At 67.6% G+C, this 24,260-nt stretch carries 24 protein-coding genes and 1 pseudogene; 13 read left to right on the top strand and 12 right to left on the bottom strand.

Annotated elements, in window-relative coordinates; translation table 11 throughout:
- Nucleotides 1-11 precede the first annotated feature (11 nt).
- Complete coding sequence (locus tag AC5P53_RS12450; RefSeq protein ID WP_241887202.1) at nucleotides 12-1,529, top strand: MFS transporter; 1,518 nt, start codon at nucleotides 12-14, stop codon at nucleotides 1,527-1,529.
- 278 nt (nucleotides 1,530-1,807) lie between these two features.
- Here AC5P53_RS12450 and AC5P53_RS12445 read toward each other — a convergent pair whose 3' ends face one another.
- Complete coding sequence (locus tag AC5P53_RS12445) at nucleotides 1,808-2,212, bottom strand: GFA family protein (protein WP_014646209.1); 405 nt, start codon at nucleotides 2,210-2,212, stop codon at nucleotides 1,808-1,810.
- Between the two features lie 171 nt (nucleotides 2,213-2,383).
- Here AC5P53_RS12445 and AC5P53_RS12440 point away from each other — a divergent pair, with 171 nt between their 5' ends.
- Nucleotides 2,384-3,358 carry an Lnb N-terminal periplasmic domain-containing protein gene (locus AC5P53_RS12440; RefSeq protein ID WP_495227404.1) on the top strand — a complete coding sequence of 325 codons (975 nt, stop codon included), beginning with the start codon at nucleotides 2,384-2,386 and terminating at the stop codon, nucleotides 3,356-3,358.
- Nucleotides 3,358-5,379: an esterase/lipase family protein gene (locus AC5P53_RS12435; protein WP_014646211.1), complete on the top strand. Its 2,022-nt coding sequence runs from the start codon at nucleotides 3,358-3,360 to the stop codon at nucleotides 5,377-5,379. Before AC5P53_RS12440 ends, AC5P53_RS12435 begins: the two co-directional genes overlap by 1 nt.
- 87 nt (nucleotides 5,380-5,466) lie before the next feature.
- Here AC5P53_RS12435 and AC5P53_RS12430 read toward each other — a convergent pair whose 3' ends face one another.
- Nucleotides 5,467-6,888, bottom strand: a complete 1,422-nt coding sequence (locus tag AC5P53_RS12430) for an MFS transporter (protein WP_049441002.1) — start codon at nucleotides 6,886-6,888, stop codon at nucleotides 5,467-5,469.
- Between the two features lie 29 nt (nucleotides 6,889-6,917).
- Here AC5P53_RS12430 and soxR point away from each other — a divergent pair, with 29 nt between their 5' ends.
- Nucleotides 6,918-7,352 (top strand): redox-sensitive transcriptional activator SoxR, encoded by a 435-nt coding sequence (soxR, locus tag AC5P53_RS12425; RefSeq protein ID WP_021202603.1) that lies wholly within the window; start codon nucleotides 6,918-6,920, stop codon nucleotides 7,350-7,352.
- 72 nt (nucleotides 7,353-7,424) lie between these two features.
- On the opposite strand, the pseudogene AC5P53_RS12420 reads toward soxR, so the two are convergent.
- Nucleotides 7,425-8,054, bottom strand: a pseudogene (locus tag AC5P53_RS12420) (short chain dehydrogenase); the annotation flags it as partial.
- Nucleotides 8,055-8,125: 71 nt separating this feature from the next.
- Here AC5P53_RS12420 and AC5P53_RS12415 point away from each other — a divergent pair.
- Nucleotides 8,126-9,001: a LysR family transcriptional regulator gene (locus tag AC5P53_RS12415; protein WP_014646215.1), complete on the top strand. Its 876-nt coding sequence runs from the start codon at nucleotides 8,126-8,128 to the stop codon at nucleotides 8,999-9,001.
- Between the two features lie 59 nt (nucleotides 9,002-9,060).
- On the opposite strand, the gene proC is transcribed toward AC5P53_RS12415, so the two are convergent.
- Together proC and AC5P53_RS12405 are read right to left on the bottom strand one after the other, a co-directional pair.
- Nucleotides 9,061-9,882, bottom strand: a complete 822-nt coding sequence (gene proC, locus AC5P53_RS12410) for a pyrroline-5-carboxylate reductase (protein WP_241887203.1) — start codon at nucleotides 9,880-9,882, stop codon at nucleotides 9,061-9,063.
- An 18-nt stretch (nucleotides 9,883-9,900) separates the two neighbouring features.
- A complete protein-coding gene (locus AC5P53_RS12405; protein ID WP_032958502.1) occupies nucleotides 9,901-10,578 on the bottom strand; it encodes a YggS family pyridoxal phosphate-dependent enzyme in 678 nt (225 codons plus the stop codon).
- A gap of 87 nt (nucleotides 10,579-10,665) precedes the next feature.
- Here AC5P53_RS12405 and AC5P53_RS12400 point away from each other — a divergent pair, with 87 nt between their 5' ends.
- The 3 genes from AC5P53_RS12400 to AC5P53_RS12390 all read left to right on the top strand — a co-directional run bounded on the left by AC5P53_RS12400 (nucleotide 10,666) and on the right by AC5P53_RS12390 (nucleotide 14,050).
- A complete protein-coding gene (locus AC5P53_RS12400) occupies nucleotides 10,666-11,703 on the top strand; it encodes a type IV pilus twitching motility protein PilT (protein ID WP_004147099.1) in 1,038 nt (345 codons plus the stop codon).
- 99 nt (nucleotides 11,704-11,802) lie between these two features.
- The gene (locus AC5P53_RS12395; protein ID WP_014036222.1) at nucleotides 11,803-12,945 is read left to right on the top strand and encodes a PilT/PilU family type 4a pilus ATPase; all 1,143 of its coding nucleotides are present in this window, start codon (nucleotides 11,803-11,805) and stop codon (nucleotides 12,943-12,945) included.
- Between the two features lie 121 nt (nucleotides 12,946-13,066).
- Nucleotides 13,067-14,050: an aldo/keto reductase gene (locus AC5P53_RS12390; protein WP_169410505.1), complete on the top strand. Its 984-nt coding sequence runs from the start codon at nucleotides 13,067-13,069 to the stop codon at nucleotides 14,048-14,050.
- Between the two features lie 62 nt (nucleotides 14,051-14,112).
- On the opposite strand, the gene AC5P53_RS12385 is transcribed toward AC5P53_RS12390, so the two are convergent.
- A complete protein-coding gene (locus AC5P53_RS12385) occupies nucleotides 14,113-15,009 on the bottom strand; it encodes a LysR family transcriptional regulator (protein WP_169410503.1) in 897 nt (298 codons plus the stop codon).
- A gap of 298 nt (nucleotides 15,010-15,307) precedes the next feature.
- Here AC5P53_RS12385 and AC5P53_RS12380 point away from each other — a divergent pair, with 298 nt between their 5' ends.
- Together AC5P53_RS12380 and AC5P53_RS12375 are read left to right on the top strand one after the other, a co-directional pair.
- Nucleotides 15,308-15,520, top strand: a complete 213-nt coding sequence (locus AC5P53_RS12380) for a DUF4287 domain-containing protein (protein WP_014646220.1) — start codon at nucleotides 15,308-15,310, stop codon at nucleotides 15,518-15,520.
- 110 nt (nucleotides 15,521-15,630) lie between these two features.
- Complete coding sequence (locus AC5P53_RS12375) at nucleotides 15,631-16,338, top strand: YitT family protein (RefSeq protein ID WP_014036228.1); 708 nt, start codon at nucleotides 15,631-15,633, stop codon at nucleotides 16,336-16,338.
- A 60-nt stretch (nucleotides 16,339-16,398) separates the two neighbouring features.
- On the opposite strand, the gene AC5P53_RS12370 is transcribed toward AC5P53_RS12375, so the two are convergent.
- Nucleotides 16,399-16,944 carry a DNA-3-methyladenine glycosylase I gene (locus AC5P53_RS12370; RefSeq protein WP_241887205.1) on the bottom strand — a complete coding sequence of 182 codons (546 nt, stop codon included), beginning with the start codon at nucleotides 16,942-16,944 and terminating at the stop codon, nucleotides 16,399-16,401.
- Nucleotides 16,941-18,728: a DUF4153 domain-containing protein gene (locus tag AC5P53_RS12365; RefSeq protein ID WP_495227397.1), complete on the bottom strand. Its 1,788-nt coding sequence runs from the start codon at nucleotides 18,726-18,728 to the stop codon at nucleotides 16,941-16,943. The genes AC5P53_RS12370 and AC5P53_RS12365 overlap by 4 nt, the downstream gene beginning before the upstream one ends.
- A gap of 91 nt (nucleotides 18,729-18,819) precedes the next feature.
- Here AC5P53_RS12365 and AC5P53_RS12360 point away from each other — a divergent pair, with 91 nt between their 5' ends.
- From AC5P53_RS12360 to AC5P53_RS12350, 3 genes are read left to right on the top strand one after another with little or no spacing between them, the layout of a single operon-like run.
- Entirely contained in the window at nucleotides 18,820-19,386 is a 567-nt protein-coding gene (locus AC5P53_RS12360; RefSeq protein ID WP_014646224.1) for a YqgE/AlgH family protein, read from the top strand.
- On the top strand, nucleotides 19,379-19,873 hold the full coding sequence (ruvX, locus tag AC5P53_RS12355; protein WP_049440988.1) for a Holliday junction resolvase RuvX: 495 nt from the start codon (nucleotides 19,379-19,381) through the stop codon (nucleotides 19,871-19,873). The genes AC5P53_RS12360 and ruvX overlap by 8 nt, the downstream gene beginning before the upstream one ends.
- A gap of 15 nt (nucleotides 19,874-19,888) precedes the next feature.
- Nucleotides 19,889-20,839, top strand: a complete 951-nt coding sequence (locus tag AC5P53_RS12350) for an aspartate carbamoyltransferase catalytic subunit (protein ID WP_014646226.1) — start codon at nucleotides 19,889-19,891, stop codon at nucleotides 20,837-20,839.
- A gap of 92 nt (nucleotides 20,840-20,931) precedes the next feature.
- On the opposite strand, the gene AC5P53_RS12345 is transcribed toward AC5P53_RS12350, so the two are convergent.
- The 4 genes from AC5P53_RS12345 to mgtE form a co-directional block, all read right to left on the bottom strand.
- Complete coding sequence (locus tag AC5P53_RS12345; RefSeq protein WP_014646227.1) at nucleotides 20,932-21,423, bottom strand: REP-associated tyrosine transposase; 492 nt, start codon at nucleotides 21,421-21,423, stop codon at nucleotides 20,932-20,934.
- Nucleotides 21,424-21,559: 136 nt separating this feature from the next.
- Complete coding sequence (locus tag AC5P53_RS12340; RefSeq protein ID WP_080354503.1) at nucleotides 21,560-22,360, bottom strand: carboxylesterase family protein; 801 nt, start codon at nucleotides 22,358-22,360, stop codon at nucleotides 21,560-21,562.
- Between the two features lie 71 nt (nucleotides 22,361-22,431).
- Nucleotides 22,432-22,698, bottom strand: a complete 267-nt coding sequence (locus AC5P53_RS12335) for a hypothetical protein (RefSeq protein ID WP_049405333.1) — start codon at nucleotides 22,696-22,698, stop codon at nucleotides 22,432-22,434.
- Nucleotides 22,699-22,731: 33 nt separating this feature from the next.
- Nucleotides 22,732-24,093, bottom strand: coding sequence for a magnesium transporter (gene mgtE, locus AC5P53_RS12330; protein ID WP_008266103.1), 1,362 nt, complete (start codon nucleotides 24,091-24,093; stop codon nucleotides 22,732-22,734).
- Between the last annotated feature and the right edge of the window lie 167 nt (nucleotides 24,094-24,260).

Raw genomic sequence — 24,260 nt, 5'->3', positions numbered from 1 at the left:
TGGAGGCCCGCATGGCCCCGGATTCGATGCTCCCTGTACCTGTCCGCGCGCAGCAGCGCTGGGCGCTGCTTGCGGTCTGCCTGGCCGCGCTGGCGTTGCCGTTGTCCTTCTCTGCCGGTGCAGTCGCGGTGCCGGCGCTGGCCCGTTCCGCGGCGGCTTCGCCCACCGCGCTGGCCTGGGTGACCAACGCCTTCATGCTCACCTTCGGCAGTCTGTTGCTCGCTGCGGGCGGCTTGGCCGATCGATATGGCCGTCGGCGGCTGTTCCTGCTGGGCACGGCGGGCTTCACCACCGCCACCGCCGCCGTCTGCCTTGCTCGCACGCTGCTATGGCTGGATCTGGCGCGCGGGTTGCAGGGCGTTGCCGCGGCGGCGGCGCTGGCATCCGGCACGGCGCTGCTGGCACAGGCTTGGCAGGGGCCGGCGCGTGCCCGTGTCTTCGCCCTGCTGGGCACCACGTTCGGCATGGGGCTGGCGCTGGGGCCCCTGCTCGCGGGCCTGCTGCTGCAGACATTGGGATGGCGCAGCGTGTTCGCCGCGGGCGGTGTGCTCACGTTGGTGGCCTTCGGCCTGGGGGCACGCGCGTTGCCTGAAAGTCATGGCGAGCGCCGACCACTGGATATCGGCGGCATGCTGAGTTTCAGCCTGACGCTGGCGGCGTTGACCCTGGCGCTGCTGTGGCTGGGCGAGTTCGGCCTGCATGCCGCGCGCGTGCGGCTGGCGCTGCTGGTGACGCTGCTGTTGGGCGGGGTGTTCGTCTTCATCGAACGGCGGCACCCCTCACCGTTGCTGGACCTCTCACTGTTCTCGCAACCGGCGTTCCTCGGTGTCCAGCTGCTGCCGGTGGCGACCTGCTTCGGCTACGTGGTGCTGCTGGTCGTGTTACCTGTGCAACTGCTGGGCGTGCATGGCCAGAGCGCGACGCTGGTGGGACTGCAGATGCTGGCGCTGTCCGCGCCGATGCTGGTCCTGCCGATGCTGGCCGCGCGTTGGGCGGAGCGCGTGGGAAGTGCGCGGCTGTGCACGCTGGGTCTGCTGGTGTGTGCCGCCGGCCTGTACCTGTTGTCGCGGCAGGCGTCGCACCCGTCGCCCTTGCAGTGGGTGCCGCTGCTGATGCTGGTCGGCGCAGGCACGGCTTTGCCGTGGGGGCTGATGGATGGACTGTCGGTGAGCGTGGTACCGGTGCAACGTGCCGGCATGGCCGCAGGCATATTCGGAACCGTGCGGGTGGCCGGCGAAGGCATCGCGTTGGCCGCAGTCACTGCCTTGCTTGCGCTGCTGATCGGCCGTCAGCTGCAGGGCGCGTCGCCGGCATCGCTGGTGCGTGCCGGTGCCTATCTGGCCACGGGGGCGCGGGAACAGGCGCAGGCACTGCTACCGACGATGAGCCGCATGCAGCTGCAGCACGCCAGTAGTGAGGCGCTGGCGACACTGCTGCGCGTACTGGCGCTGCTGACCGCCGCCTGTGCCGCCGTGTTGCGCCTGTTGCTGCGGAAAAGGACAGGTGCCTTGGTCGGGAACTTGGTGTAGCTGGCTCATCGCCGCCTCCGCCGTCATCCCGTTGTCGTGTCCCGCTCACGCCGCCTATGCCCACCCGGGCCTAGTGTTGATCGTCCCCGTCCCCCACGGAGCCCCGCCATGTGGCTGCTCGACCATCTCTGGCCCAGCCGTCGACCCCTTCCTCCCCCGGTCGAGGACGCGCCACAGGCACCGTCACGCCGGCCCTGGCTGAAACGCCCGGCGCGGGCCGGGCGCAGCGGCATGGCGCCCTGGCAGAAGGTGGCCACGCCACCGCGGCGCACGCGCCACTAGCCGGTGCGGTCTGATGGGTGGTTGACCCCATCGCTGACCGGGATCACCCCCAGCGCGAACGGGTCGATGCCCTCCAGGCAGGCCACGTTGTAGCCGTACTGGTCGGGGTTGGAGCGGCGCCGGTGATGGGTGTAGATGCCGCACACCCCGCAGAAGTAGTGCTCGGCCACATGGGTGTTGAACTGGTACTTCTGCAGGTGATGCTGCCCGCGCACCACCTGCAGGCCCTGGCGGGGGACGCTGGCGGCGATGGCACCCCGGCGCCGGCACATCGAGCAGTCGCAGCGGCGCGGGTCGACGATGCCGTCCGGGAGGTCCAGCAACAGCTCGACCGTGCCGCAGTGGCAGGTGGCGCGGTGCTGGGGTTGGACCGGAACGCCGGCCACGGAAGTGATGCCCATCGTTGCTCCTGTGAGGTGAACCTGGCCGCATGGACCGCCGCAGACGGTGCGCCGCGGTCCCTGAACGGGCCGTAGATGCCACGGTGAACCCGCTTGTGGCTAACTATGCGGCTTCGGGACCGCGACAGGATGCCAGTGAGAGCCGCAGGACGTTGGATGACAGGAAGTGCCATGGCGCTGGCAGCGTTGTGGGTGACCGGGCTGCTGGCCTATCAGATGCCGGGGCCGGGCTGGCTGGCCAATGGCATTGCGGTGCTGTGGCTGCTGGTTGCGCTGTGGGCGTCGTGGCAGGTCGCGCGTGGCCGTGGCCATCGTTGCCTGGGCATGGCGTTCGGCGCGTCGCTGGCGCTGGCCGGCCTGTGGTGGCTGCTGCTCACCCCGCGCCAGGACCGCGTCTGGGCCGATGACGTGGCCCAGCGCCTGCACGTGGTGTCCTTCGACGGGCGCCACGTGGTGCTCGACAACGTTCGTGATTTCACCTGGCGCAGCGAGACCGACTACGACGCGCACTGGGTGCGCCGCGCGTACGACCTGGACCAACTCCGCTCGGCCGATCTGGTGCTGTCGTACTGGATGGGCCCGGCGATCGCCCACACCCTGATCTCGTTCGGTTTCGAGGATGGGCGCCACGTGGTGTTCTCGCTGGAGATCCGCAAGGAACGCGGCGAATCGTTCTCGGCGCTGGGCGGCTTCTTCCGCAAATTCGAGATGACCCTGGTGGCCGCGGAGGAGACCGACATCATCCGCACCCGCACCAACGCGCGTGGCGAGGATGTCTACCTGTACCGCCTGCACGGCATGGACCAGGCGCAGCTGAAGCAACTGTTCGCCGCGTACATCGCGCAGGCGCGCGAACTGGATGCGAAGCCGGGCTTCTACAACACGCTCACCAGCAACTGCACCACCATCGTCTTCGATCTGGCCCGCCACATCGCGCCGCGCCTGCCGCTGGACTACCGCCTGCTGCTGTCCGGCTACCTGGCCGAATACGCACAGGAGGTCGGCGCGCTCACGCCGGGCGTGCCTTATGCCGAACTGCATGACAAGGGCCGCATCACCCAGCGTGCGCTGGACCTGGGCAGCGGCGACCACTTCTCTGCCGTGATCCGCCAGGGCGTGCCCGGCACCGAGCAGGACCCGCAGTAATGACCCGACTCTTCCTGATCCGCTGGCAGCGCGCGCTGCCGGTGTTGTTCGCCGCCTTCCTGCTGCTGGGCAGCAGCGGCTGCGCGATGGTGACTGTCAAGCAGGTGAAGTCCAGCGATTCGCTGGTGAACAAGCGCGCCGATGTGCTCAACACCGGCAAGCTCAGCCCGGCCGCGCGCGAGACGCTCAGTGCGGCGGGCCTGGATGAGTCGCAGTGCGAGAAGGACTTCCTGGTCTGCCGCAGCACGTTGTTGATGACCGATGACCTCAACGTCGAGCAGCGGCTGTCGGCGCTGTCCGAACTGTGGGTGAAGGCCGCGCTGGCGCTGACGCCGAAGAAGACCGCCGCTGGCGATCCGCCGATGAGCGATGCGGCGCTGGATGCCTGGCTGGAAGCCGCGCGTTATGCCTATGCCTACCTGTTCTACAGCGGCCGCTCGCCGTCCGACCGCGCCTTCGAAGACCGGCAGACGCAGGTGCGCGACTACTACAACTACGCCGCCGAGAAGGCGGCGGTGGTGCTGTTCGTGCGCGCGCGTGCAGCGGCACTGGCCGGCGAGGACTATACGAAGCCGATCTCGGTCGGCAGCTGGTCGCTGGCCTCCAACTATCAGCAGTTGAACCTGAAGAGCATTCCGGCGCAGCTGGTGCCGGCCGGCACGGTCAGCTTCGTCGGCCTGCGCAGCACCTATCGCCGCGATGGCTTCGGTGCCGAGCTGGTGATGGTGATGGACCCGCCCAAGCTGGTCGCGCCGGTGATCGCGGGCGATGGGCCGAAGGCGGAAACAGCGGCGGATGATGCTGACGACGAGCGCCGTGGCCGCCGCCATCGGCATGACGATTCGGTGCCGGAATTCAGCGAGATGTCCTCGATCAACGTCACCGCGCTGCTGCGTTTCGAAGGCAGCAGCCTGGAAGACGTGATGCGCACGCGCCGGGTTGAACTGGACGCCTATTCGCCGGAGGCCACTGAACGCATCACCCTGCACGGCGAACAGGTGCCGCTGGCCGGCAATTTCACCGCTGCCTACGGCCTGTGGCTGGCGCAGAGTGGCTTCGCCCGGCAGTCACTGCGCACCCTGTTCGGCATGAGTGAGGGCATCGGCGAACCGCACATCTACCTGATGCAGCCGTGGGACCCGAACCGCCGCATCATCTTCATGCTGCACGGCCTGGCCAGCAGCCCGGAAGCCTGGGTGAACCTGGCCAACGAGATCATGGGCGACCCCGAGCTGCGCCAGCAGTTCCAGGTGTGGCAGGTCTACTACCCGACCAATGCACCGATCGCGCTGAACCGCTACGAGATCGCCAACGCGTTCAATGACACGCTCAAGCACTTCGACCCCAACGGCAGCACACGCGCATCGAAGGACATGGTCTATATCGGCCACAGCATGGGCGGCGTGCTCGCGCGGCTGTTGGTGAGCGACTCGGGTGATGTGCTGTGGGATGACCTGCTGGCCAACTATGACCTGAAGGGCGAGCGGCTGAAGCGGGTGCAGGCCAAGCTGGGGCCACTGCTGCATTTCAAGGCGCAGCCGAACGTGGAACGCGCGATCTTCATCGCCGCGCCGCACCAGGGCACGGATATCGCAGGCAACAAGGTCGGGCGGCTGATCGGGCGCCTGGTACGCCTGCCGCTGACCATTCTCGGCAAGTTCGAGGACGTGTTCATGGCGCTGGCACAGGCCGAGCAGCAGGTCGACGGCACCGCCAAGCCGAAGATTCCCAACAGCATCGACAACCTCAAGGCCAGCGATCCGTTCGTGAAGGCCGCCGCACAGCTGCCGATCGAAGCGGGCCTGAAGTACCACTCGATCATCGCCCAGCGCAAGCCGGAGCTGCCGGTGGAGAAGTCCGATGACGGGCTGGTGCCGTACTGGAGCGCGCATCTGCCGGGCGCGCTGTCGGAGAAGGTGATCATTTCCGGCCACAGCGTGCAGGAGACCCCGCAGGCCGTGCTGGAAGTGCGCCGCATCCTGCATCGGGATATCGATGATGTGGGAGCCGGTACACGGTAATGCCGGCCTCTGGCCGTCGCCATCATGGGATTCCCGCGTGCGCGGAGGTTGCCGGCCAGCGGCCGGCACTACCGGAATCCGGCGGCGCTACACCCGCCGCGCGATCACTGCGGCCAGCACCGCCAGACCGAAGGTGATGGCCAGGCACAGCAGGTAGCCGGTGTGCGGCGCGCTTTCCACGAACATGGCGAACAACGCGCCGGACACCGCCAGCGCGGTGGTCACCGACAACGCCTCGCTCAGCTGCAGCGCCGAGGTATTGGCACCCTGCTCATGCGGTGCTGACAGCGACAGGGTCAGCACCGACAGGCTGGCGTAGATCATGCCCATGCCGAAGCCGGTGACGGCCCAGCCGACCAGCGCGACCGGCAGCGGCATCGGGTTGAACAGCACCGACAGCGTTGCGGCGATGCCGAACGTCATCATCACCGTGCCAACGCGCAGCAGCTGCTGGCGTGACCAGCCACGCTGCTGGTGGCCCTGCAGCCATGAACCGGCGAACCAGCCCAGCGCACCGAGGCTGAGCACGGCGCCTGCCCAGCTGGGCGAGAGCCCGCGTTCGCGCTGCAGCAGCAGGGGCAGATAGGCCTCGCAGGCGAAGAACGCCGCTGCAGCAATGCCGCGCAACGCGATCACGCTGGGCAGGCCGCGGCGCAGGATCAGGGTTCCGGCCGGCAGCAGCCGATGCACGCAGAACAGCAGCGCCAGCATCGCCACGCCGATGCAGAGCAGGGCGGCCATGCCCTGTTGCTGGCCGCCGACGTAGAGCAGTAGTGCGGCCAGTGAGGCGCCAGAGGCCCAGCGCACCACGTTGCTGCGTTCGCCATCGTTGCAGACCGCAACGGGAGGTTGCATGCGCGCCAGTGCCGGGCGCAGCAGCAGTGCGGCCGGTATCGCCAGCAGTGGCACTGCCAGGAATACCCAGCGCCAGCCCAGGTGCTGCACCATCAGGCCACTCAACGCCGGGCCGACCATCGAGGGCACCACCCAGCCTGCGGAGAACGCCGCGAACACCTTCGGCCGCAGGTGTTCGGGGTAGCTGCGGCCGACCATCACGTACAGCGAGACCGAAATCGCGCCCGCGCCCAGGCCCTGCATCAGGCGCCCGGCCACCAGCATGCCCATGCGCGTCGCAAAGCCGGCCAGCAGCAGGCCCAGCACGAAGCAGCCCAGGCCGTACCAGAGTGGCCGCGCGGGGCCGTGGCGATCGGCCCAGCGCCCGGCCAGGGTCATGCCGATCACACTGGTGGCCAGGGTGCCGCCAAAGGCCAGTGCGTACAGGCGCAGTCCATCGAGTGCTTCGGCCACGGTGGGCATCGCGGCCGCGACGGCCAGTGCTTCGAAGGCGTGCAGCGCGACCAGTGCGACCATGCCGATGGTCGTGGCGCGGTAGCGCGCGGACAGGATCGAGCTGTCAGCCGGCAGGTGGGTGTCGGCGGGAGAGAGGGTCGGGGTCATACGGGTCAGGTGCAGGCCGCGCTTGTCAACGGGCGGCGAAGGTAGCAGCATGCCACCTCAACTGTAGTTGAGGTCAAGCAATGGCATCCCAGGAACTCAGCGTTGGCGAGGTCTCCCAGCGCAGTGGCGTGGCCGTTTCCGCACTGCATTTCTACGAGCGCAAGGGGCTGATCAGCAGCCTGCGCACCTCGGGCAACCAACGTCGTTACAGCCGGGACGTGCTGCGCCGGTTGGCGGTGATCCGCGTGGCGCAGCGGGTGGGCATGCCGCTGGAAGCAGTCGGCCGTGCCTTCGAAAGCCTGCCTGACGGACGCGCACCGACCAAAGCGGATTGGGCCAGGCTGTCCGCGCGCTGGCGCACCGAGCTGGAAGAGCGCATCCACATGCTGCAGCTGCTGCGCGACGAACTGACCGGCTGCATCGGTTGTGGCTGCCTGTCGCTGCAGCACTGCCGCCTGGCCAATCCCGGCGACGTCCTCGGCGAGCGCGGCGACGGCCCGATGCGCTGGGAGTGAGCGACAAAAAGGGGACGGAGGGGATTATGTCGTTTGTGCACTTGCGACTTAATCCCCTCCGTCCCCTTTTTCTTACCAGACCGTGATGGTTTCGCCGCTCTGGATGCCTTCCACCGCGCGCTGGAAGGCCAGTGCCGCGCGCTGTGCGCTTACCGCCTCGAAGCCCGGGAAGTAGGGGCCGTAGGCGGCCATCGATTCGATCAGTACGTTCGGGCTGACCACGTTGATGCGCAGGCCGCGCGGCAGCAGCTCCAGTGCGGCTGCGCGCACGAAGCCTTCCAGTGCGGCATTCACCGAGGTGGCGTTGACGCCGTCGCGGATCGGTTGTGCGCTGACGATGCCGCTGGTCAGGGTGATCGAGCCGCCGCTGTTGAGATGATGCTGCGCGGCCAGTGCCAGCCTCACCTGGCCCAGCAGTTTGTCCTGCAGGCCGAGGTTGAACTGCGCCGGCGTCATCTGCTGCAGCGGGCCGAAGTGCAGCTTGCCGGCGGTGGAAATCACCGCATCGACCGGGCCGGTACGTGCGAACAGTTCGGCGACGCTGGCGTCATCGGTCAGGTCCACGCGCAGTTCGCCGCTGCTGCGGCCGGCGGCGAGAATCTGATGCTGTTGGCCGAGCTGGCGGGCGACTGCCTGGCCGAGGGTGCCGCTGGCACCAACGAGGAGGATCTTCATGGCCGTTCCTTGCGTAAGGGAGTGAGCGCAGTCTGCGCCCTCACAATGGTGTTAGGTAAGCGGCGTATGATTCGCAGATTCCTAACTAGGGATTAGTAATGGATACCCTTCGATGCATGCAGGCCTTCGTTGCCGTGGCCGAGCGTGGCAGCTTCGCCGGCGCCGCCGAACAGCTGCAGGTCTCGGCGGTGATGGTGGGCAAGTACATCCAGCAGCTGGAGGCGCATCTGGGCACCGCGCTGCTGCAACGGAACACCCGCCGCCAGCGCCTGACCGAAGCCGGCAGCGCCTATCTGGCCGGCTGCCGGCAAGTGCTGGAGCAGGTGCAGCAGGCCGAGGCCGATGTGGCCGGTCTGCAGGTACAGCCGCGTGGCCTGCTGCGGGTCAGTGCGCCGACCACCTGGGGCAGCTGCGTGCTGGCGCCGCAGCTGGCCGGCCTGCTGCGCGCGCAGCCGCAGTTGAACATCGAACTGGATCTGAGCAACCGCCGTGTGGACCTGATCGAGGACGGCTTCGACGTGGCGATCCGGGTCGGGCCGTTGCCATCGCAGGAGGTGGTGGCGCGGCCGCTGCCGCCGTATGCGATGAGCCTGTGCGCGGCGCCGTCTTACCTGCGCAGGCGCGGCACGCCACGCACGCCGGCGGACCTGCAGGGGCATGATTGCCTGAGCCATCTTGCCTGGCGTGGTGGCCATGGCTGGCAGTTGGCCAACGGTGAACAGGTGGATTGGGAGGCGCGGCTGACCTGCAACGACGGGTTCGCGCTGCGCGAAGCCGCCGTGGCCGGGGCCGGGTTGGTGTTGCAGCCCACCGCGCTGTTGGCGGGGGAGATCGCAGCAGGGCGCCTGAAGCCGCTGCTGCGCGACTACCTGCCCGAACCGCGACCGATGCATCTGATCTACCTGCCGGATCGACGGCCGCGCCCGCGGCTGCAGTGCTTCGTGGATTTCGTCATGGCCACATTTGGGCAATGAGCATCCACGCCATGCGTGGATGATGGTAGGTGCCGACCGTTGGTCGGCACACATCGGGATCAATCATTCGCCGCAGACAATTCCTGCCCGCGCACCTGCGCAGCACGCAGCGCGTTGTCCACCAGCACTTCGAAACCACCGGCCTGGAAGCTCTCGATCGCGGCCTGGGTGGTGCCGTTCGGCGAGGTCACACGGCGGCGAAGCTCGGCCGGGCTTTCGCCGGCTTCATCGAGCATGCGCGAGGCGCCCAGCAGGGTCTGCACCACCAGCGTGCGCGCGGCGTCGGCCGGCAGGCCCTGGGCAATGCCCGCCGCTTCCATCGCTTCGGCCAGCAGGAACACGTAGGCCGGCCCGCTGCCGGACACGGCAGTGACCGAATCCATCAGCGCCTCGCGCTCGATCCACACGGTACGGCCGGCACTGGCCAATACCTGTTCGGCCTGCGAGCGCTGCTGTGCATCCACCGACGGCGTGGCATACAGGCCGGTCACGCCGGCGCCGAGCAGGGCCGGCGTGTTGGGCATTGCACGCACCACCGGCAGGTTGCCGCCCAGCCAGCGTTCCAGCTGCGCGCTGGTGATGCCGGCGGCGATCGACACCACCAGTGGCCGGCTTGCCTGGGCCAGTGCCTGCAGCGACTGGCAGACCTCGCGCAGCACCTGTGGCTTCACCGCCATCAGCCAGGTGCGGCCCTGTGCGGCGGCATCGGCGGCATTGTCGTGCACCTGCACGCCGAAATCGGTGGCCAGCGACTCGCGCAGTGCTACAACCGGTTCGGCCACGTGGATGTGTGCGGCGGGCACGCCCTGGCGGATCAGGCCGGCGATCAGGCTGCGCGCCATGTTGCCGCCGCCGATGAAGGTGATGGAATCAGCTGTCATGAAACTCTCCTTGCAAGATCAGGCCGGGCGAGGACGCGCGCCGAACAGGGCGGTGCCGATGCGCACCAAAGTGGCGCCCTCGGCGATGGCGTCGGCGTAGTCGCTGCTCATGCCCATCGACAGCGTGTCGACCTGCGCGTGCTGGGCGGCCAGCGACTGGAAAAGTGTGCGCATGCGCACGAACGCATCCCGACGGCGTTCCGCCTCGGGCCATGGCGCGGGAATCGCCATCAGGCCACGCAGGCGCAGGGTGGGCTCGGCGGCAATCGCAGCGGCCAGCACCTCGACATCCTCCGGCGCACAGCCGTGCTTGCTGGATTCATCGTCGATGTTGACCTGGATCAGCACATTCAGCGGACCACGCGCTGCCGGGCGATGGCGCGCCAGCGCCGTCACCAGCTTGGGCCGGTCCACGCTCTGCACCCAATCGAAGTGGGTGGCCACGGCCTCGGCCTTGTTCGACTGCAGGTGGCCGATCAGGTGCCACTCCAGCGCCAGGTGCTGCAGCGCCTGCATCTTGGCCAGCGCTTCCTGCACATAGTTCTCGCCGAAGGCCTGCTGGCCCTGCGCGGCCAGCGCGGCCACGGCCTCGGCCGGTTGGGTCTTGGAAACGGCCAGCAGGCGCGGATCGGGCCGGCCGGCCGCCTCGGCGGCGGCATGCAGGTTGCTCAGGATCTGGGGCAGGGGAGTGGCCACGTAACGCGTTCCGTTGAATCAGGAGGCTATACTGCCGCCCGGGGAAAGATCCTTCCAGTCGAAGCCGTTATTGGGGAGTAGCCGCTCATGGATATCGCCGAACTGCTGGCGTTTTCCGTAAAGAACAAAGCGTCCGACCTGCACCTGTCCGCAGGCCTGCCGCCGATGATCCGCGTGGACGGCGACGTTCGCCGGATCAACATCCCGGCCCTGGACCACAAGCAGGTCCATGCGCTGGTGTACGACATCATGTCCGACAAGCAGCGCCGCGATTACGAGGAATTCCTCGAAGTGGACTTCTCCTTCGAGATCCCGTCGCTGGCGCGCTTCCGTGTGAACGCGTTCAACCAGAACCGTGGCGCCGGTGCGGTGTTCCGTACCATTCCGTCCGAGGTGCTCACCCTCGAGGACCTGGCCTGCCCGCCGCTGTTCCGCGAGGTGATCCAGCAACCGCAGGGCCTGATCCTGGTGACCGGTCCCACCGGTTCGGGCAAGTCGACCACGCTGGCGGCGATGATCGACTACATCAACAAGAACGAATACGGCCACATCCTCACCGTCGAGGATCCGATCGAATTCGTGCACACCTCGCAGAAGTGCCTGATCAACCAGCGCGAAGTGCACCGCGATACGCATGGCTTCAACGAAGCGCTGCGCTCGGCACTGCGTGAGGACCCGGACATCATCCTGGTGGGCGAACTTCGCGACCTGGAAACCATCCGCCTGGCACTGACCGCCGCGGAAACCGGCCACCTGGTGTTCGGAACCCTGCACACCAGCTCGGCGGCCAAGACCATCGACCGCATCATCGACGTGTTCCCGGCCGGCGAAAAGCCGATGGTGCGTTCGATGCTGTCCGAGTCGCTGCGTGCGGTGATCTCGCAGGCGCTGCTGAAGAAGGTTGGCGGCGGTCGCACCGCAGCGTGGGAAATCATGGTCGGCACCCCGGCCATCCGCAACCTGATCCGCGAAGACAAGGTGGCGCAGATGTACTCGGCCATCCAGACCGGCCAGCAGTACGGCATGATGACCCTGGACCAGCACCTGCAGGACCTGGTCAAGCGCAGCCTGATCACCCGCAACCAGGCCCGCGAGTACGCCAAGGACAAGCGCCTGTTCGAGTAAGGCGGGACAACCACGGGCGGCGTGCACCAGTGCGGCGCCGTCTCCGTGCCGTTTCCTCCACCGACCGTTTCCTGGTACATGCCCTCTTGGGAGCCCGCCGTGAACAGCACCGCGACCACCATCGATTTCACTTCGTTCCTCAAGCTGATGGCGCACCAGCGCGCCTCGGACCTGTTCATCACGGCCGGCATGCCGCCGGCGATGAAGGTCAACGGCAAGATCTCGCCGATCACCCAGACCCCGCTCACGCCGCAGCAGAGCCGCGACCTGGTCCTCAACGTGATGACCCCGGCGCAGCGCGAGGAATTCGAGAAGACGCACGAATGCAACTTCGCCATCGGCCTGTCCGGCGTCGGCCGCTTCCGCGTCAGCTGCTTCTACCAGCGCAACCAGGTCGGCATGGTGCTGCGTCGCATCGAGACGCGCATTCCGACCGTGGAAGAACTGAGCCTGCCGCCGATCATCAAGACGCTGGCGATGACCAAGCGCGGCATCATCCTGTTCGTCGGCGCCACCGGTACCGGTAAATCGACCTCGCTGGCAGCGATGATCGGTTACCGCAACCAGAACTCGACCGGCCACATCATCACCATCGAAGACCCGATCGAGTTCGTGCACAAGCACGAGGGCTGCATCATCACCCAGCGCGAAGTCGGCATCGATACCGACAGCTGGGAAGCCGCGCTGAAGAACACCCTGCGCCAGGCGCCGGACGTGATCATGATCGGCGAGGTGCGTACCCGCGAAGGCATGGATCACGCCATCGCGTTCGCCGAAACCGGCCACCTGGTGCTGTGCACCCTGCATGCCAACAACGCCAACCAGGCGATGGACCGCATCGTCAACTTCTTCCCGGAAGACCGCCGCAACCAGCTGCTGATGGACCTGTCGCTGAATCTCAAGGGCGTGGTCGCGCAACAGCTGGTGCCGTCGCCCGATGGCCGCTCGCGCAAGGTGGCGATGGAGATCCTGCTGGGCACGCCGCTGGTGCAGGACTACATCCGCGACGGCGAGATCCACAAGCTGAAGGAAGTGATGAAGGACTCGGTCCAGCTGGGCATGAAGACCTTCGACCAGAGCCTGTTCGAGCTGTACCAGGCCGGCGAGATCAGCTACGAGGACGCGCTGCGCTACGCCGATTCGCAGAACGAGGTGCGCCTGCGCATCAAGCTCAGCCAGGGCGGCGACGCACGTACCCTGTCGCAGGGGCTGGACGGCGTGGAGATCTCGGAGATCCGTTGACCTGGCCGGTATCGGTCGTGGCTGGATTGATGAATTCCGGTCATGACCGACTGCGGCCGGGCTGGCTCAATCCAGCGCCACGACAGGCGTATCGTCATCACTCCCCCTCTGGAGCACGACGATGCAGACACGCGAACTGGGCCGCAGTGGCCTGAAGGTTTCCGCCCTCGGCCTGGGCTGCATGGGCCTGACCCATGCCTACGGGCAGCCGGTCGAGCAGGGCCAGGGCATCGCCCTGCTGCAGGCCGCCGTCGAGCGCGGCGTGACCTTCTTCGACACCGCCGAGGTGTATGGTCCGTACACCAACGAAGACCTGCTCGGCCGCGCGCTGGCGCCCTACCGCGACAGGCTGGTGATTGCCACCAAGTTCGGATTCAAGGGCGCGCGCACCGATGACGGCCTGGACAGCCGCCCCGAGAATATCCGTGCCGTTGCCGAAGCCAGCCTCAAGCGCCTGCGCACCGACCATATCGACCTGTTCTACCAGCACCGCGTCGACCCGAACGTGCCGATCGAGGATGTGGCTGGCACCGTGCGCGACCTGATCGCCGAAGGCAAGGTCGGCCACTTCGGGCTGTCCGAGGCGAGCGCTGCCACCGTGCGTCGCGCGCATGCGGTGCAGCCGGTTGCCGCCGTGCAGAGTGAGTACTCGCTGTGGTGGCGCGAACCGGAGCGCGTGTTGTTGCCGACGCTGCAGGAGCTGGGCATCGGCTTCGTGCCATTCAGCCCGCTTGGCCGCGGCTTCCTCACCGGCACGATCAACGCCGACACCACCTTCGATGCCAACGATTTCCGCAACAGCGTTCCGCGTTTCGAAGTGGAGGCGCGCCGCGCCAACCAGGCGCTGGTGGATCGCATCAGTACGATTGCGGCAGCACGGGGCGCGACGCCGGCGCAGGTGGCGCTGGCCTGGCTGCTGGCACAGGCGCCGTGGATCGTGCCGATCCCAGGCACCACCAAGATCCATCGCCTGGAAGAAAACCTGGGCGCGGCCGACCTGCAGCTGGCACCGGAGGAGCTGCAACGCATCGCACAGGCGCTGGACGAAGTGTCGATCGTCGGCGAGCGCTACAACGCGCAGCGTGCTGCGCAGGCCAAGGGCTGATCACCAGCTGGGTGCGGACCGTTGGTGGTGGGTGCGGACCGTTGGTCCGCACGCCTCGACCCTCACCCCAGCGGCCCGCGCAGCGCATCAAGCACCGTGCGCATCGCCACGGTGATGTGGCGGCGCGACGGGTAGTACGCGTAGTAGCCATCGAAGTGCGGGCACCAGTCGTCCAGCACCGACTGCAGGCGGCCATCGTCCAGCATCGGCTGCACCTGGTCTTCCGGCAGCCAGGCCAGTCCGCTGCCGGCCAGCGCAGCGGCGCGGGTCATGCCCATGGTGTTGAACGTCCATTGCCCGCCAACGCGCACACTCAGTTCGTTGCCATCCTGGCCGAAATCCCACGGCATCAGTCCCCCATGCGTAGGCAGGCGCAGGGTCACGCAGTTGTGCTTGGCCAGGTCGTCCGGATGCTGCGGCACCACGTGCTGGCGGAAGTAGCTGGGTGCACCGACCACGCGCATGCGCAGCGGCGGGCTGATCGGCACCGCGACCATGTCGCGCGCCAGGCGCTCGCCGAGGCGGATGCCGATGTCGTAGCGCTCGGCGACGATGTCGGCCAGGCCGTAGTCGGTGGTCAGTTCCACCTTCAGGTCCGGATAACGCTGCAACAACGGCGCCAGCCGCGGCCAGGCGATGTACTCGGCGGCATGGCCGGTGGCGTTGATGCGGATGGTGCCGGCCGGGCGTTCGCGGTACTCGGCCAGTGCGGCCAGCCCGTCCTCGATCTCGGCCAGGCGTGGGCCCAGGGTGTCGAGCAGGCGGGCACCGGCTTCGGTGGTCGATACGCTGCGGGTGGTACGGGTCAGCAGGCGCACGCCCAGGCGCTGTTCCAGGCCGCGCATGGCATGGCTGAGCGCGGACTGGGACACGCCCAGCTGGGCGGCGGCCCGGGTGAAGCTGCCCTCGCGGGCAACGTGGACGAAGGCCTGCAGGTCGTTGAGGTTTTCGCGGGGCATGCTGGAATGATACGGCCGGGCTGCGCCCGGCACCTGCCGAAGCAACGTCAACGGCCACGTCAACTTCAAAAACTGGCTATCCGTGAGATGGCGGGGTGGGCCCGGTTGAGGGGGACGCCGTAAACCCATCCATGGGGGCTTGGTCGCGGCATCCATGCCGCTCACACCCCCTCAACCGGACCCACCCCGCCTTCGACAGTTGGCTGCGGCCTGTCGGGCGAGGCGGGGTCGGACGTTTGGGTGTGTCGATTTCTGCGTCTGTGGTTCGTCGAATGAATGACTTCAACGGGAGCTGCACATGAGCACTGACACCAAGCCGAAAGGCCCGGCCTCGTATTTCCCCTCCATCGAGAAGACCTACGGGCAGCCGGTGGCGCACTGGTTCGGGTTGCTGGCCGGGAAGAAGGGCCTGAAACACATGGAACTGGTCAGCTTCCTGAAGAGTGAACATGGCTTGGGCCATGGCCATGCCAACGCACTGGTGGCTCACCATCTGGCCGGCAAGGGCTGAGCAGCGCCGAGCCGGGGGCAGTGCGAGGCGCATTCAGCTGAACGATTTCATCTGCAACTGTCATGCAGATCGTGTCTAATACCGCTCCCCACCTGCTGTTCCCCCACCGCATGTCCCTTCCTTCCCATGGCCCCGCGCCGTGCGACGACGCTGACGGCCACCTGGTCACCGCCGGTCCGCTGACCCCGCCGCCCGACAGTGCTGGCACCACCGCCGACGAAAAAGCGCTGCGTCACTCGATCGCCGAGGACGTGCAGGGCATGGTGCTGGCCACGATGGTGGCCTCGCTGGGCTTGGCCATCTTCGCCAAGGGCGGGCTGATGATCGGCGGCATGGCGGGGATGGCCTTCCTGCTGCACTACGCGATGGGCTGGAACTTCGGCCTGGTGTTCGTGCTGGTCAACCTGCCGTTCTACTGGGTGGCGCTGCGGCGCATGGGCTGGGAATTCACCCTGAAGACCTTCGCCGCGGTCACCGCCTGTGGCGTGCTGACCGACCTGCTGCCGCGCTGGATCGACTTCTCGCACATCAACCCGCTGTATTCGGCGATCGTCGGTGGTGCGCTGTCAGGCCTGGGCATCCTGTTCTTCATCCGACACCGCGCCAGCCTTGGCGGCATCGGCATCCTGGCGGTGTACCTGCAGCGCACCCGAGGCTGGAGCGCCGGCAAGGTGCAGATGTCCTACGACGCCTGCCTGATGGTAGCCGCGTTCTTCGTGCTGTCGCCATCGAAGGTGCTGTACTCGGCCATCGGCGCGGTGGTGCTCAGCCTGGTGCTGATGTTCAACCACCGCCCCGGCCGTTACATGGGCGTGTGACCGTTCAACGGGGTTGCCGGCCAGCGGCCGGCACTACCGGCACCCACGCGCGGAGATCCCTCAGCGGGCGGCGGCCTGCAACCACGGCGGCGACAGCTTCAGCAGCCGCGCATGCACCGGGCAATCCTCGGCGTGCGCGCCGGGCAGGTAGCCCAGGCTCATCAGGAACTCGCCGGTGATCTCGCCACCGGTGAAGCGGAAGGTCTTCTTGAACAGCTTCACCCAATCGGCCTTGCTGCGCGGGTGATGCGCATCCAGCCACGCCGCGAAGCTGCCATGACTGGCCCGCAGCTGCTGGATCACCTGCGCGTTGTGGATGGCGGCCAGTACCTTCAGCCGGTTGCGGATGATGCCCGCGTCCGATAGCAGGCGCTCGATGTCCTGCTCGGCATAGGCCGCCACGCGGTCGACATCGAAGCCGTCATAGGCCACGCGGAAGCCCTCGCGCTTTTTCAGGATCGTTTCCCAGCTCAGCCCGGCCTGGTTGATTTCCAGCACCAGCCGCTCGAACAGCTCGCGCTCGTCACGCTGCGGGTAGCCGTATTCATTGGCGTGGTAGTAGTCGTGCACCGGATGGCCCGGGGCGATGAGGCAGTAGCCGCTCATGGGGAAGACTCGCTGGATTCGGGTTCGGGATCGATGGCCACTCCGGGGCGCCCACCGATGGACAGCATCGGCCAGCGTGGTGGTTCGAGAGTGAGTTTGCCATCACGCAGCGCCTGGTTGATCGCCTCGGCCTGGCCGCTGGCGGTGCCGAACAGCGAACCGGCCCGGCGCCAGTGGTTGTCCCTGCCACGTGCGTACAGCACGCAGTCCGGCCCACGGATGGTGTACAGCTCGCACAGCAGCACGTCGGTGTTCCCGTCGCCATCCAGATCGCGATGCACGATCAGGCAGTCGCGCTCGCTCTGGGCGCAGGATTCGCCATCGATCGCGCGCGTGGCCAGTGCCTGCCACCAGTCGTCCGGTGGCGAGCTGGATCCCTTGGCCAGCTTCAACGCGCGCTGCAGGGCGACGACGTCCTGCGGCCCCTTGTCGAGGCGCTGGCCGTCATCCCAGCGCGAGGTAAGTGCCAGCGCGGCAGCGATCACCTGTGGCGCGTTGGCATCGGCGGTGATGGCTGGATCACGCTGCAGTTCGCGCAGCGCCCGCACGCCGCGGTGGCCAAGATCGAAGCGCAGCACGTTGACGTCACTGCTGGTGATCGCGGGCGGGTCGGCACGCAGGCGCGCCAGCTGGCTGGACAGGGTCAGCCGCACCGGGTCCAGCAGCGGCGAGTTGCCCAGCAATGCCAGTGCCAGCACCGCCCAGCACATCCAGCGGTTGACCGGCTCCAGCATCTGCAACCAGCGGCGCTGCCGGCGCAGCACCGCCAGCGCGTAGCCCACGGCATAGCCGGCCACGGCCACTGCGACGAGTACCGCCCAGAACCGGTCCACGGTCCAGCCGTACTGCACCACGCGCAGCCCCAGTGCGTACAGCGCCAGTGCGGCGTAGACCGGCAGCGCCAGCAGGCTGGCTTCAACCAGACGGCGCAGCACGACGGGGTAGGGCGCGGTGTCGTCCCCCTGCTGGTAGACCGCATTGGTGAACGTCACCAGCAACAGCGACAGCACCAGCAGCAGGCTGGCGGCCGAGCGGGTCTTCCACAGCGGTTCCAGCCCGGTAAGCGGCAGGCTCAGCACGAACAATACGGCGATGAACGAGAGCAGCGGCAGCAGTCCGCGGCAGATCGCGAACAGCACCTGGCGGGTGATCTGGATCGCACGGTGCTGGGTGCGCCCGATCAGCACGCCGAACCCGGCCAGGCTGCCGGTAGCCAGCGCAATGAAGGCATCCTGGCGGAACAGGTCGCGGAAGACGGTGACCTCCAGCAGCTGGAACAGCGCCGCCCACAGCCACAGCAGCAGCCAGGTCAGCCCGGTGAACAGTGCCGCCAGGGCGAGGGTCAAACCGTTCTGCCAGGCGCGCTCGAACAGCTCGGGGTAGCTGGCGCGCCAGTGCCCGTGCTGCAGCTGGAACTGCCACCAGGGCAGCACCACGAACACCGCCACGGCCATGCCCAGGGTCAGTGGAAACTGCAGCGCGCTCGACTCCAGCGCGGTCTCGCCAGTGAGGTTCCAGCCGATCCAGGCGGCCAGCGCCAGCACCACCGCCGAGCCGAGCACGGCCTGCAGCCACAGGCGGCGCTGGCCCAGCTCGACCAGGCTCAGCGCCACCGCGCTGGGAATGGCCAGCACCCAGGCGTACCAGCAGTAGCGCCAGCCGATATCGCGGAACGGCCACGCATCGGACAGTTCCTGCGCGGCATACAGCATCAGACCCTGCAGCAGGGCAATCAGGACGATGGCGCTGCGTGCCGGCAGGGTCAGGGGCGATGAAGACTGCATCGATGACCTTCCATGGCAAAGCACCATCCTAGCCCATCGCGGTTCGCCGCCTTTGCGCGACCATCCCGCCCCCAGCAGGTAGAATGGGACCATGCCTGTAACGCCGACCTCCCTCGCCGATCACCTCCTCGTCGCGCTGCCGTCGCTGCTCGACGCGACCTTTGCCCGCAGCGTCGCGCTGATCTGCCAGCACGACGAGAACGGGGCGATGGGCGTGCTGGTCAACCAGCCTTCCGAGTACACGCTGGGTGAAGTGCTTGCCCAGATGGACATCACCACCGGTGACGGCGACCTGCAGGCGCGCATGGTGCTCAACGGCGGCCCGGTGCATCCCGAGCGCGGCTTCGTCATCCATGACGACGCGCGGGCGTGGGATTCCAGCCTGATCGTGGGTGACGGCCTGTACCTGACCACTTCGCGTGACATCCTTGAAGCGATGGCGCGTGGCGAAGGCCCGGCCAATGCCGTGGTCACCCTCGGCTGTGCCGGTTGGGGCGCAGGGCAGCTGGAAAGCGAGCTGTCCGAGAACAGCTGGCTGACCGTGCCGGCCGATGCCGAGCTGGTGTTCCAGCTGCCACTGGAGCAGCGCTGGCAGGGTGCGGCCTCGCGCATCGGCGTGGACCTGTTCCGCCTGACCGACTACAGCGGCCATGTCTGAGCCGGCCACGCCCGTACCGGCTCCTGCTGCCCCGGCGATCCGCCGTGACGGCACCGTTCTGGGTTTCGACGTCGGCTCGCGGCGGATCGGCGTGGCCATCGGCAGTGCCTTCGCTGCGCATGCGCGCGCGGTGGCGGTGGTCGATGTGCACGGCAATGGCCCGGACTGGACCGCGATCGAACGCCTGCTCAAGGAATGGAAGCCCGACGGCCTGGTGGTCGGCGACCCGCTGACCCTGGACGGCCAGGACCAACCCAACCGCAAGCGCGCGCAGGGCTTCGCCCGCCAGCTGCGGGAACGTTTCAAGCTGCCGGTGGTGATGATCGACGAGCGTTCCAGCTCGGTCGAGGCCGCCCGCCGCTTCGCCGTCGAGCGCGCCGAAGGGCGCAAGCGCCGCCGTGATGCGGCCGCGCTCGATGCCGTGGCCGCGGCGGTGATCATCGACCGCTGGCTGTCGTCCCCCGACGACGCCACCCCCATTCCCTGACTGCCCGACACCGCCATGACCGCCCAGCAAATCGATGCCTCCGGACGCCTGCGCCACCTGCTGACCCTGGAGGGCCTGCCGCGCGGGACCCTGCTGCAGCTGCTTGACCGGGCAGGTCAGATCCGCGATGCCGCAGTCGGCCGCGTCGGCAACAAGCGCCACGTGCTGGCCGGTTCGGCGGTGTGCACGCTGTTCTTCGAGCCGTCCACGCGCACCCGCAGCTCATTCCAGCTGGCCGCGCAGCGCCTGGGCGCCGATGTGCTCAACTTCGATGCCTCGACCTCGTCCACCCGCAAGGGCGAAACCGCCTGCGATACGCTGCGCAACCTGGAAGCGATGGGCGTGCGCGGCTTCGTGGTGCGCCACCCGGAGGATGGCGCGGTAGCCGCACTGGCAGAAGCGGCGGGCGAGGGCACCGCACTGATCAACGCCGGTGACGGCCGCAGCGCGCACCCGACCCAGGGCCTGCTGGACATGCTGACCCTGCGCCAGGCCAAGGGCCCGGATTTCTCGAAGATGAAAGTGGTGATCGTCGGCGACGTGAAGCACTCGCGCGTGGCCCGCACCGACCTGCATGCGCTGCGCACGCTGGGCGTGGGTGAGATCCGCGTGTGCGGCCCGCAGTCGCTGCTGCCGGACGATGAGACCCTGAAGGGCTGCGTGGTCGGCGATGATTTCGACGCGATGCTGGAAGGCGTCGACGCGCTGATGATGCTGCGCCTGCAGCGCGAGCGCATGGAAGAAGGCCTGGTGCCGTCGCTGGAGCAGTACCACGCCCAGTACGGCCTGACCCGCGAGCGCCTGGCGCGCGCCGGCAAGGATGCCGCGGTGCTGCACCCGGGCCCGATCAACCGCGGCGTGGAAGTGACCGACGACGTGGCCGACGGCCCGCAGTCGTGGGTGCTGCGCCAGGTCGCCAACGGCGTCGCCGTGCGCATGGCCGTGCTGGAAACCCTGCTGGGCTGACCACCCGCTCTGGTAGGTGTCAACCTTGGTTGACACACTTGCCGCGCGGCTTGTCCGCGCACCGCTCTGGTAGATGCCAACCTTGGTTGGCACTATCCATCCGCGCCCAAGTTGTCGAGCGGATCACACGAAGCCCCAAGCTCCCATTCGCACCATGCATGGGGATATTGCCCAAGCCGCGTCGCCAGTCCGGCCCTGATCGGATTTCCCATCAGGTACATCGCACGCCGGTGCAACGATTCGTCAGAGCGGATCGCATGATCGTGATAGCAGGCCTGCCAGAAGCGCCCGACTCGCCCCAGCAACCGGTTTGCCTGCTGGGCTGTGCGCGACTTGAAACGCTTCATGACGGTTTCCAGCGTTCCCGCACGTAGTTCGACCAGCCAGTGGATGTGGTCGGGCATGACCACGTACGCAATCGAGCGGGTGAAGCCTTCCTGATCCAGTCGCTGGAATTCGCGGACTGCCAAGGCGGCCGCTGCGGCGTTGGTGAAGAGCGGCGCGCGGTCATGGACGACGGCGGTGAGGATATAGCTGAGGCCGATGCTGGAGCGACGACCGAGCAGGAGACGTGTGTTCTGCATGGAGCAAGCATGGACGGGCCTGCTTCCAGTGAACATCGGGGAATGGGTTGGTTTCAGGTAGGCCAGTGCCAACCAAGGTTGGCAACTACCAGGGCAGTCAATGCCAACCAAGGTTGGCAACTACTGAAGCTGCGGCTCAGCGCTTCTGCGCGAACAGCCATGCCCACATCGCCGGGTCGGCGTAGGTGGCGTCCCAGGCATTGTGGTTGCCGTCCGGGTACTCGGTGTAGCGCACGTCGCGTGCAGCGGCGCTCCGGAATGCGGCGTGCAGTCTGCGATCGTCGTCCGGTGGCACTACATCATCCAGCGCACCGTGGAAGATCCAGATCGGCGTGCCTCTCAGGCGCTGGGCGATGGCCGCATACGGATCGGTTTCCTGGGCGACCTGCTCGACGAACAGGGTCGGGCGCACCGCGCGTGGCGCCAGCACCGCGCCGCACACGGGCACGATCGCGGCGAAGCGCCCGGGGTCATCCAGCGCGATGTTCCAGCTCCCATAGCCGCCCATCGACATCCCGGTCAGGTACTGCCGTGAGGGATCGGCACCGAACTCGGCGATGGTGGCGTCCAGGGCGGCCAGCGCAACGCGGTTGTTGCGCCCGCTCCATTCCTGGTGGCCCGGCACCTGGGGGAATACGGCCAATGCGGGGAAGTCGGCCGCGTGCCTGCGCAGGTGCGGCCCCAGCCCCGCATGGGTCTGCTTGACACCGTCGCCGCCACGCTCGCCGGAGCCGTGCAGGAACAGGATGACCGGGAGTCTGGTGGGAGCGGTGGCCTGAACGCCGGCCGGAATGAACACCTGGTAGTAGGCGGTCTCGCCGTCCACCTTCACTGCGCGGCCCTCGAAGCGGCCGCGCGCGCTGTCCGGCAGCGAAGTGCAACCGCTCATCATCAGAAAGGCCAGCAGCGGCAGCCAGCGCGACATCGATCGGACCATGGGATTTCCCGGGGCGGCAGGGTCAGCTGCATCCTAGCCCGCCGCAGGTCAACGCGGCATCGTGCGGCGCGTCACTCCGGTCGCGGGAAACTGGCAATGATGTCCAGCTGCTCCTGCGCTTCGGCATTGCCGTCGGCGGCGGCCGCCTGCACCTGCGCGATGTCCGGATGCAGCACCACCAGCAGCGGGTTCTCGCAGACCGGGCAGGCGTACTCGGTGGCGTCCTCGTCCAGCTCCATCTCCATGGCACGCGAGCTGCCCTTCCATTCGCAGGCCGGGCAGGTGTGCTGCTGGTCGCGCCAGCCGGGCTGGAAATAGTTTTCGATCGTTGTTGCCATGGGTGTTCCAGTTGGGATCGGACCCTGCAGGGTTCAGTGCAGCAGCACCAGCGTGGCCAGGCCGAGGAAGGTGAAGAAGCCCATCGAGTCGGTCACGGCGGTCAGGAAGATGCCGCTGGCCAGCGCCGGGTCGAAGCCGAAGCGTTTCAGGGTCAGTGGCACCAGCACGCCGGCCAGTGCGGCGAACAGCAGGTTGCAGGTCAGCGCGATGGCGATCACTGCCGACAGCCCGGGCGAGTGGAACCAGGCCAGCACGATCAGCCCCAGCACGGAACCCAGCATCACGCCGTTCAACAAGGCGACCCGCACCTCCTTCCACAGCAGCGTGCGCGCGTTGGACGCGCCTACCTGGCCCAGTGCCAGGCCGCGCACCATCAGCGCCAGCACCTGGGTACCGGCATTGCCGCCCAGGCCCGCCACGATCGGCATCAGCACGGCCAGCGCCACCAGCTTGTCGATGGTGCCTTCGAAGTGGCCGACTACGCTGGAGGCCAGGAAGGCGGTGCACAGGTTCACCGACAGCCACATCAAGCGCCGGCGCATGGCGCGCCAGACCGGGCTGAACAGGTCTTCGTCCTCGTCCAGACCGGCGGCGCCCAGTGCCTGGTGCTCGGCCTGGCCACGGATGATGTCGACCACGTCATCGATGGTGATGCGGCCGATCAGGATGTTGTTGTCGTCCACCACCGGCGCGGAGATCCAGTCATGGTCGGAGAACTGGCGGGCGACCTCCTGGTCGCTCTCGCCGACGTCAATGGCCGGCTGCTCGTCGTCGATCAGGCGGTTGATCGGAGTGGTGTCCTCGTGGGTCACCAGTGCCGCCAGCGACACCCGGCCGAGGTACTGATGGCGCCGGCTGACCACGAACAGGTGATCGGTATGGTCCGGCAGTTCGCCGCGCAGGCGCAGGTAGCGCAGCACCACGTCGACATTGACGTCGGCGCGCACGGTCACCACGTCCGGGTTCATCAGGCGGCCGGCACTGTCCTCGGGATAGGACAGCACCTGCTCCAGGCGCTCGCGGTTCTCGCGGTCCATCGACTTGAGGACCTCGTCGATGACCGTATCGGGCAGGTCTTCGACCAGGTCGGCCAGGTCGTCGATGTCCAGGTCTTCGACCGCGGCGATGATCTCGTCCGGGTCCATGTCCGCGAGCAGGCTCTCGCGCACGTCTTCGCCGACGTGGACCAGCACCTCGCCGTCATCTTCCGGATCAACCAGGCCCCACACCACCTCGCGCTTGCCCGGCGGCAGCGATTCAAGCAGGTTGCCGATCTCGGCCGGGGCCAGGGTGTTGACCAGCCGACGTACCGGGCCCAGCCGGCCGCTGTCCAGGGCATCGGACAACATCCGCAGTTGGCGCGCAGTCTTGTCGTGGCGTACAGCTTCAGCCATCGCAGCTCCCGCGGGATAAGAAAAGCCGCGATCCCGGCAAGGATGCGGCAACAGGGGTGTTCAGCGCGTCATTATCGCAAGGGGATGTTTCAGCGCATAGCCGCCGGGTGGCGGTAGTGCCGGCCGCTGGCCGGCAACCTCTTGGCCTTCAGCGAGACGGGGCCAGA

The organism is Stenotrophomonas sp. YJH_SMC_82, assembly GCF_059368875.1.
This window is presented reverse-complemented; position numbering and strand designations above follow the sequence as displayed.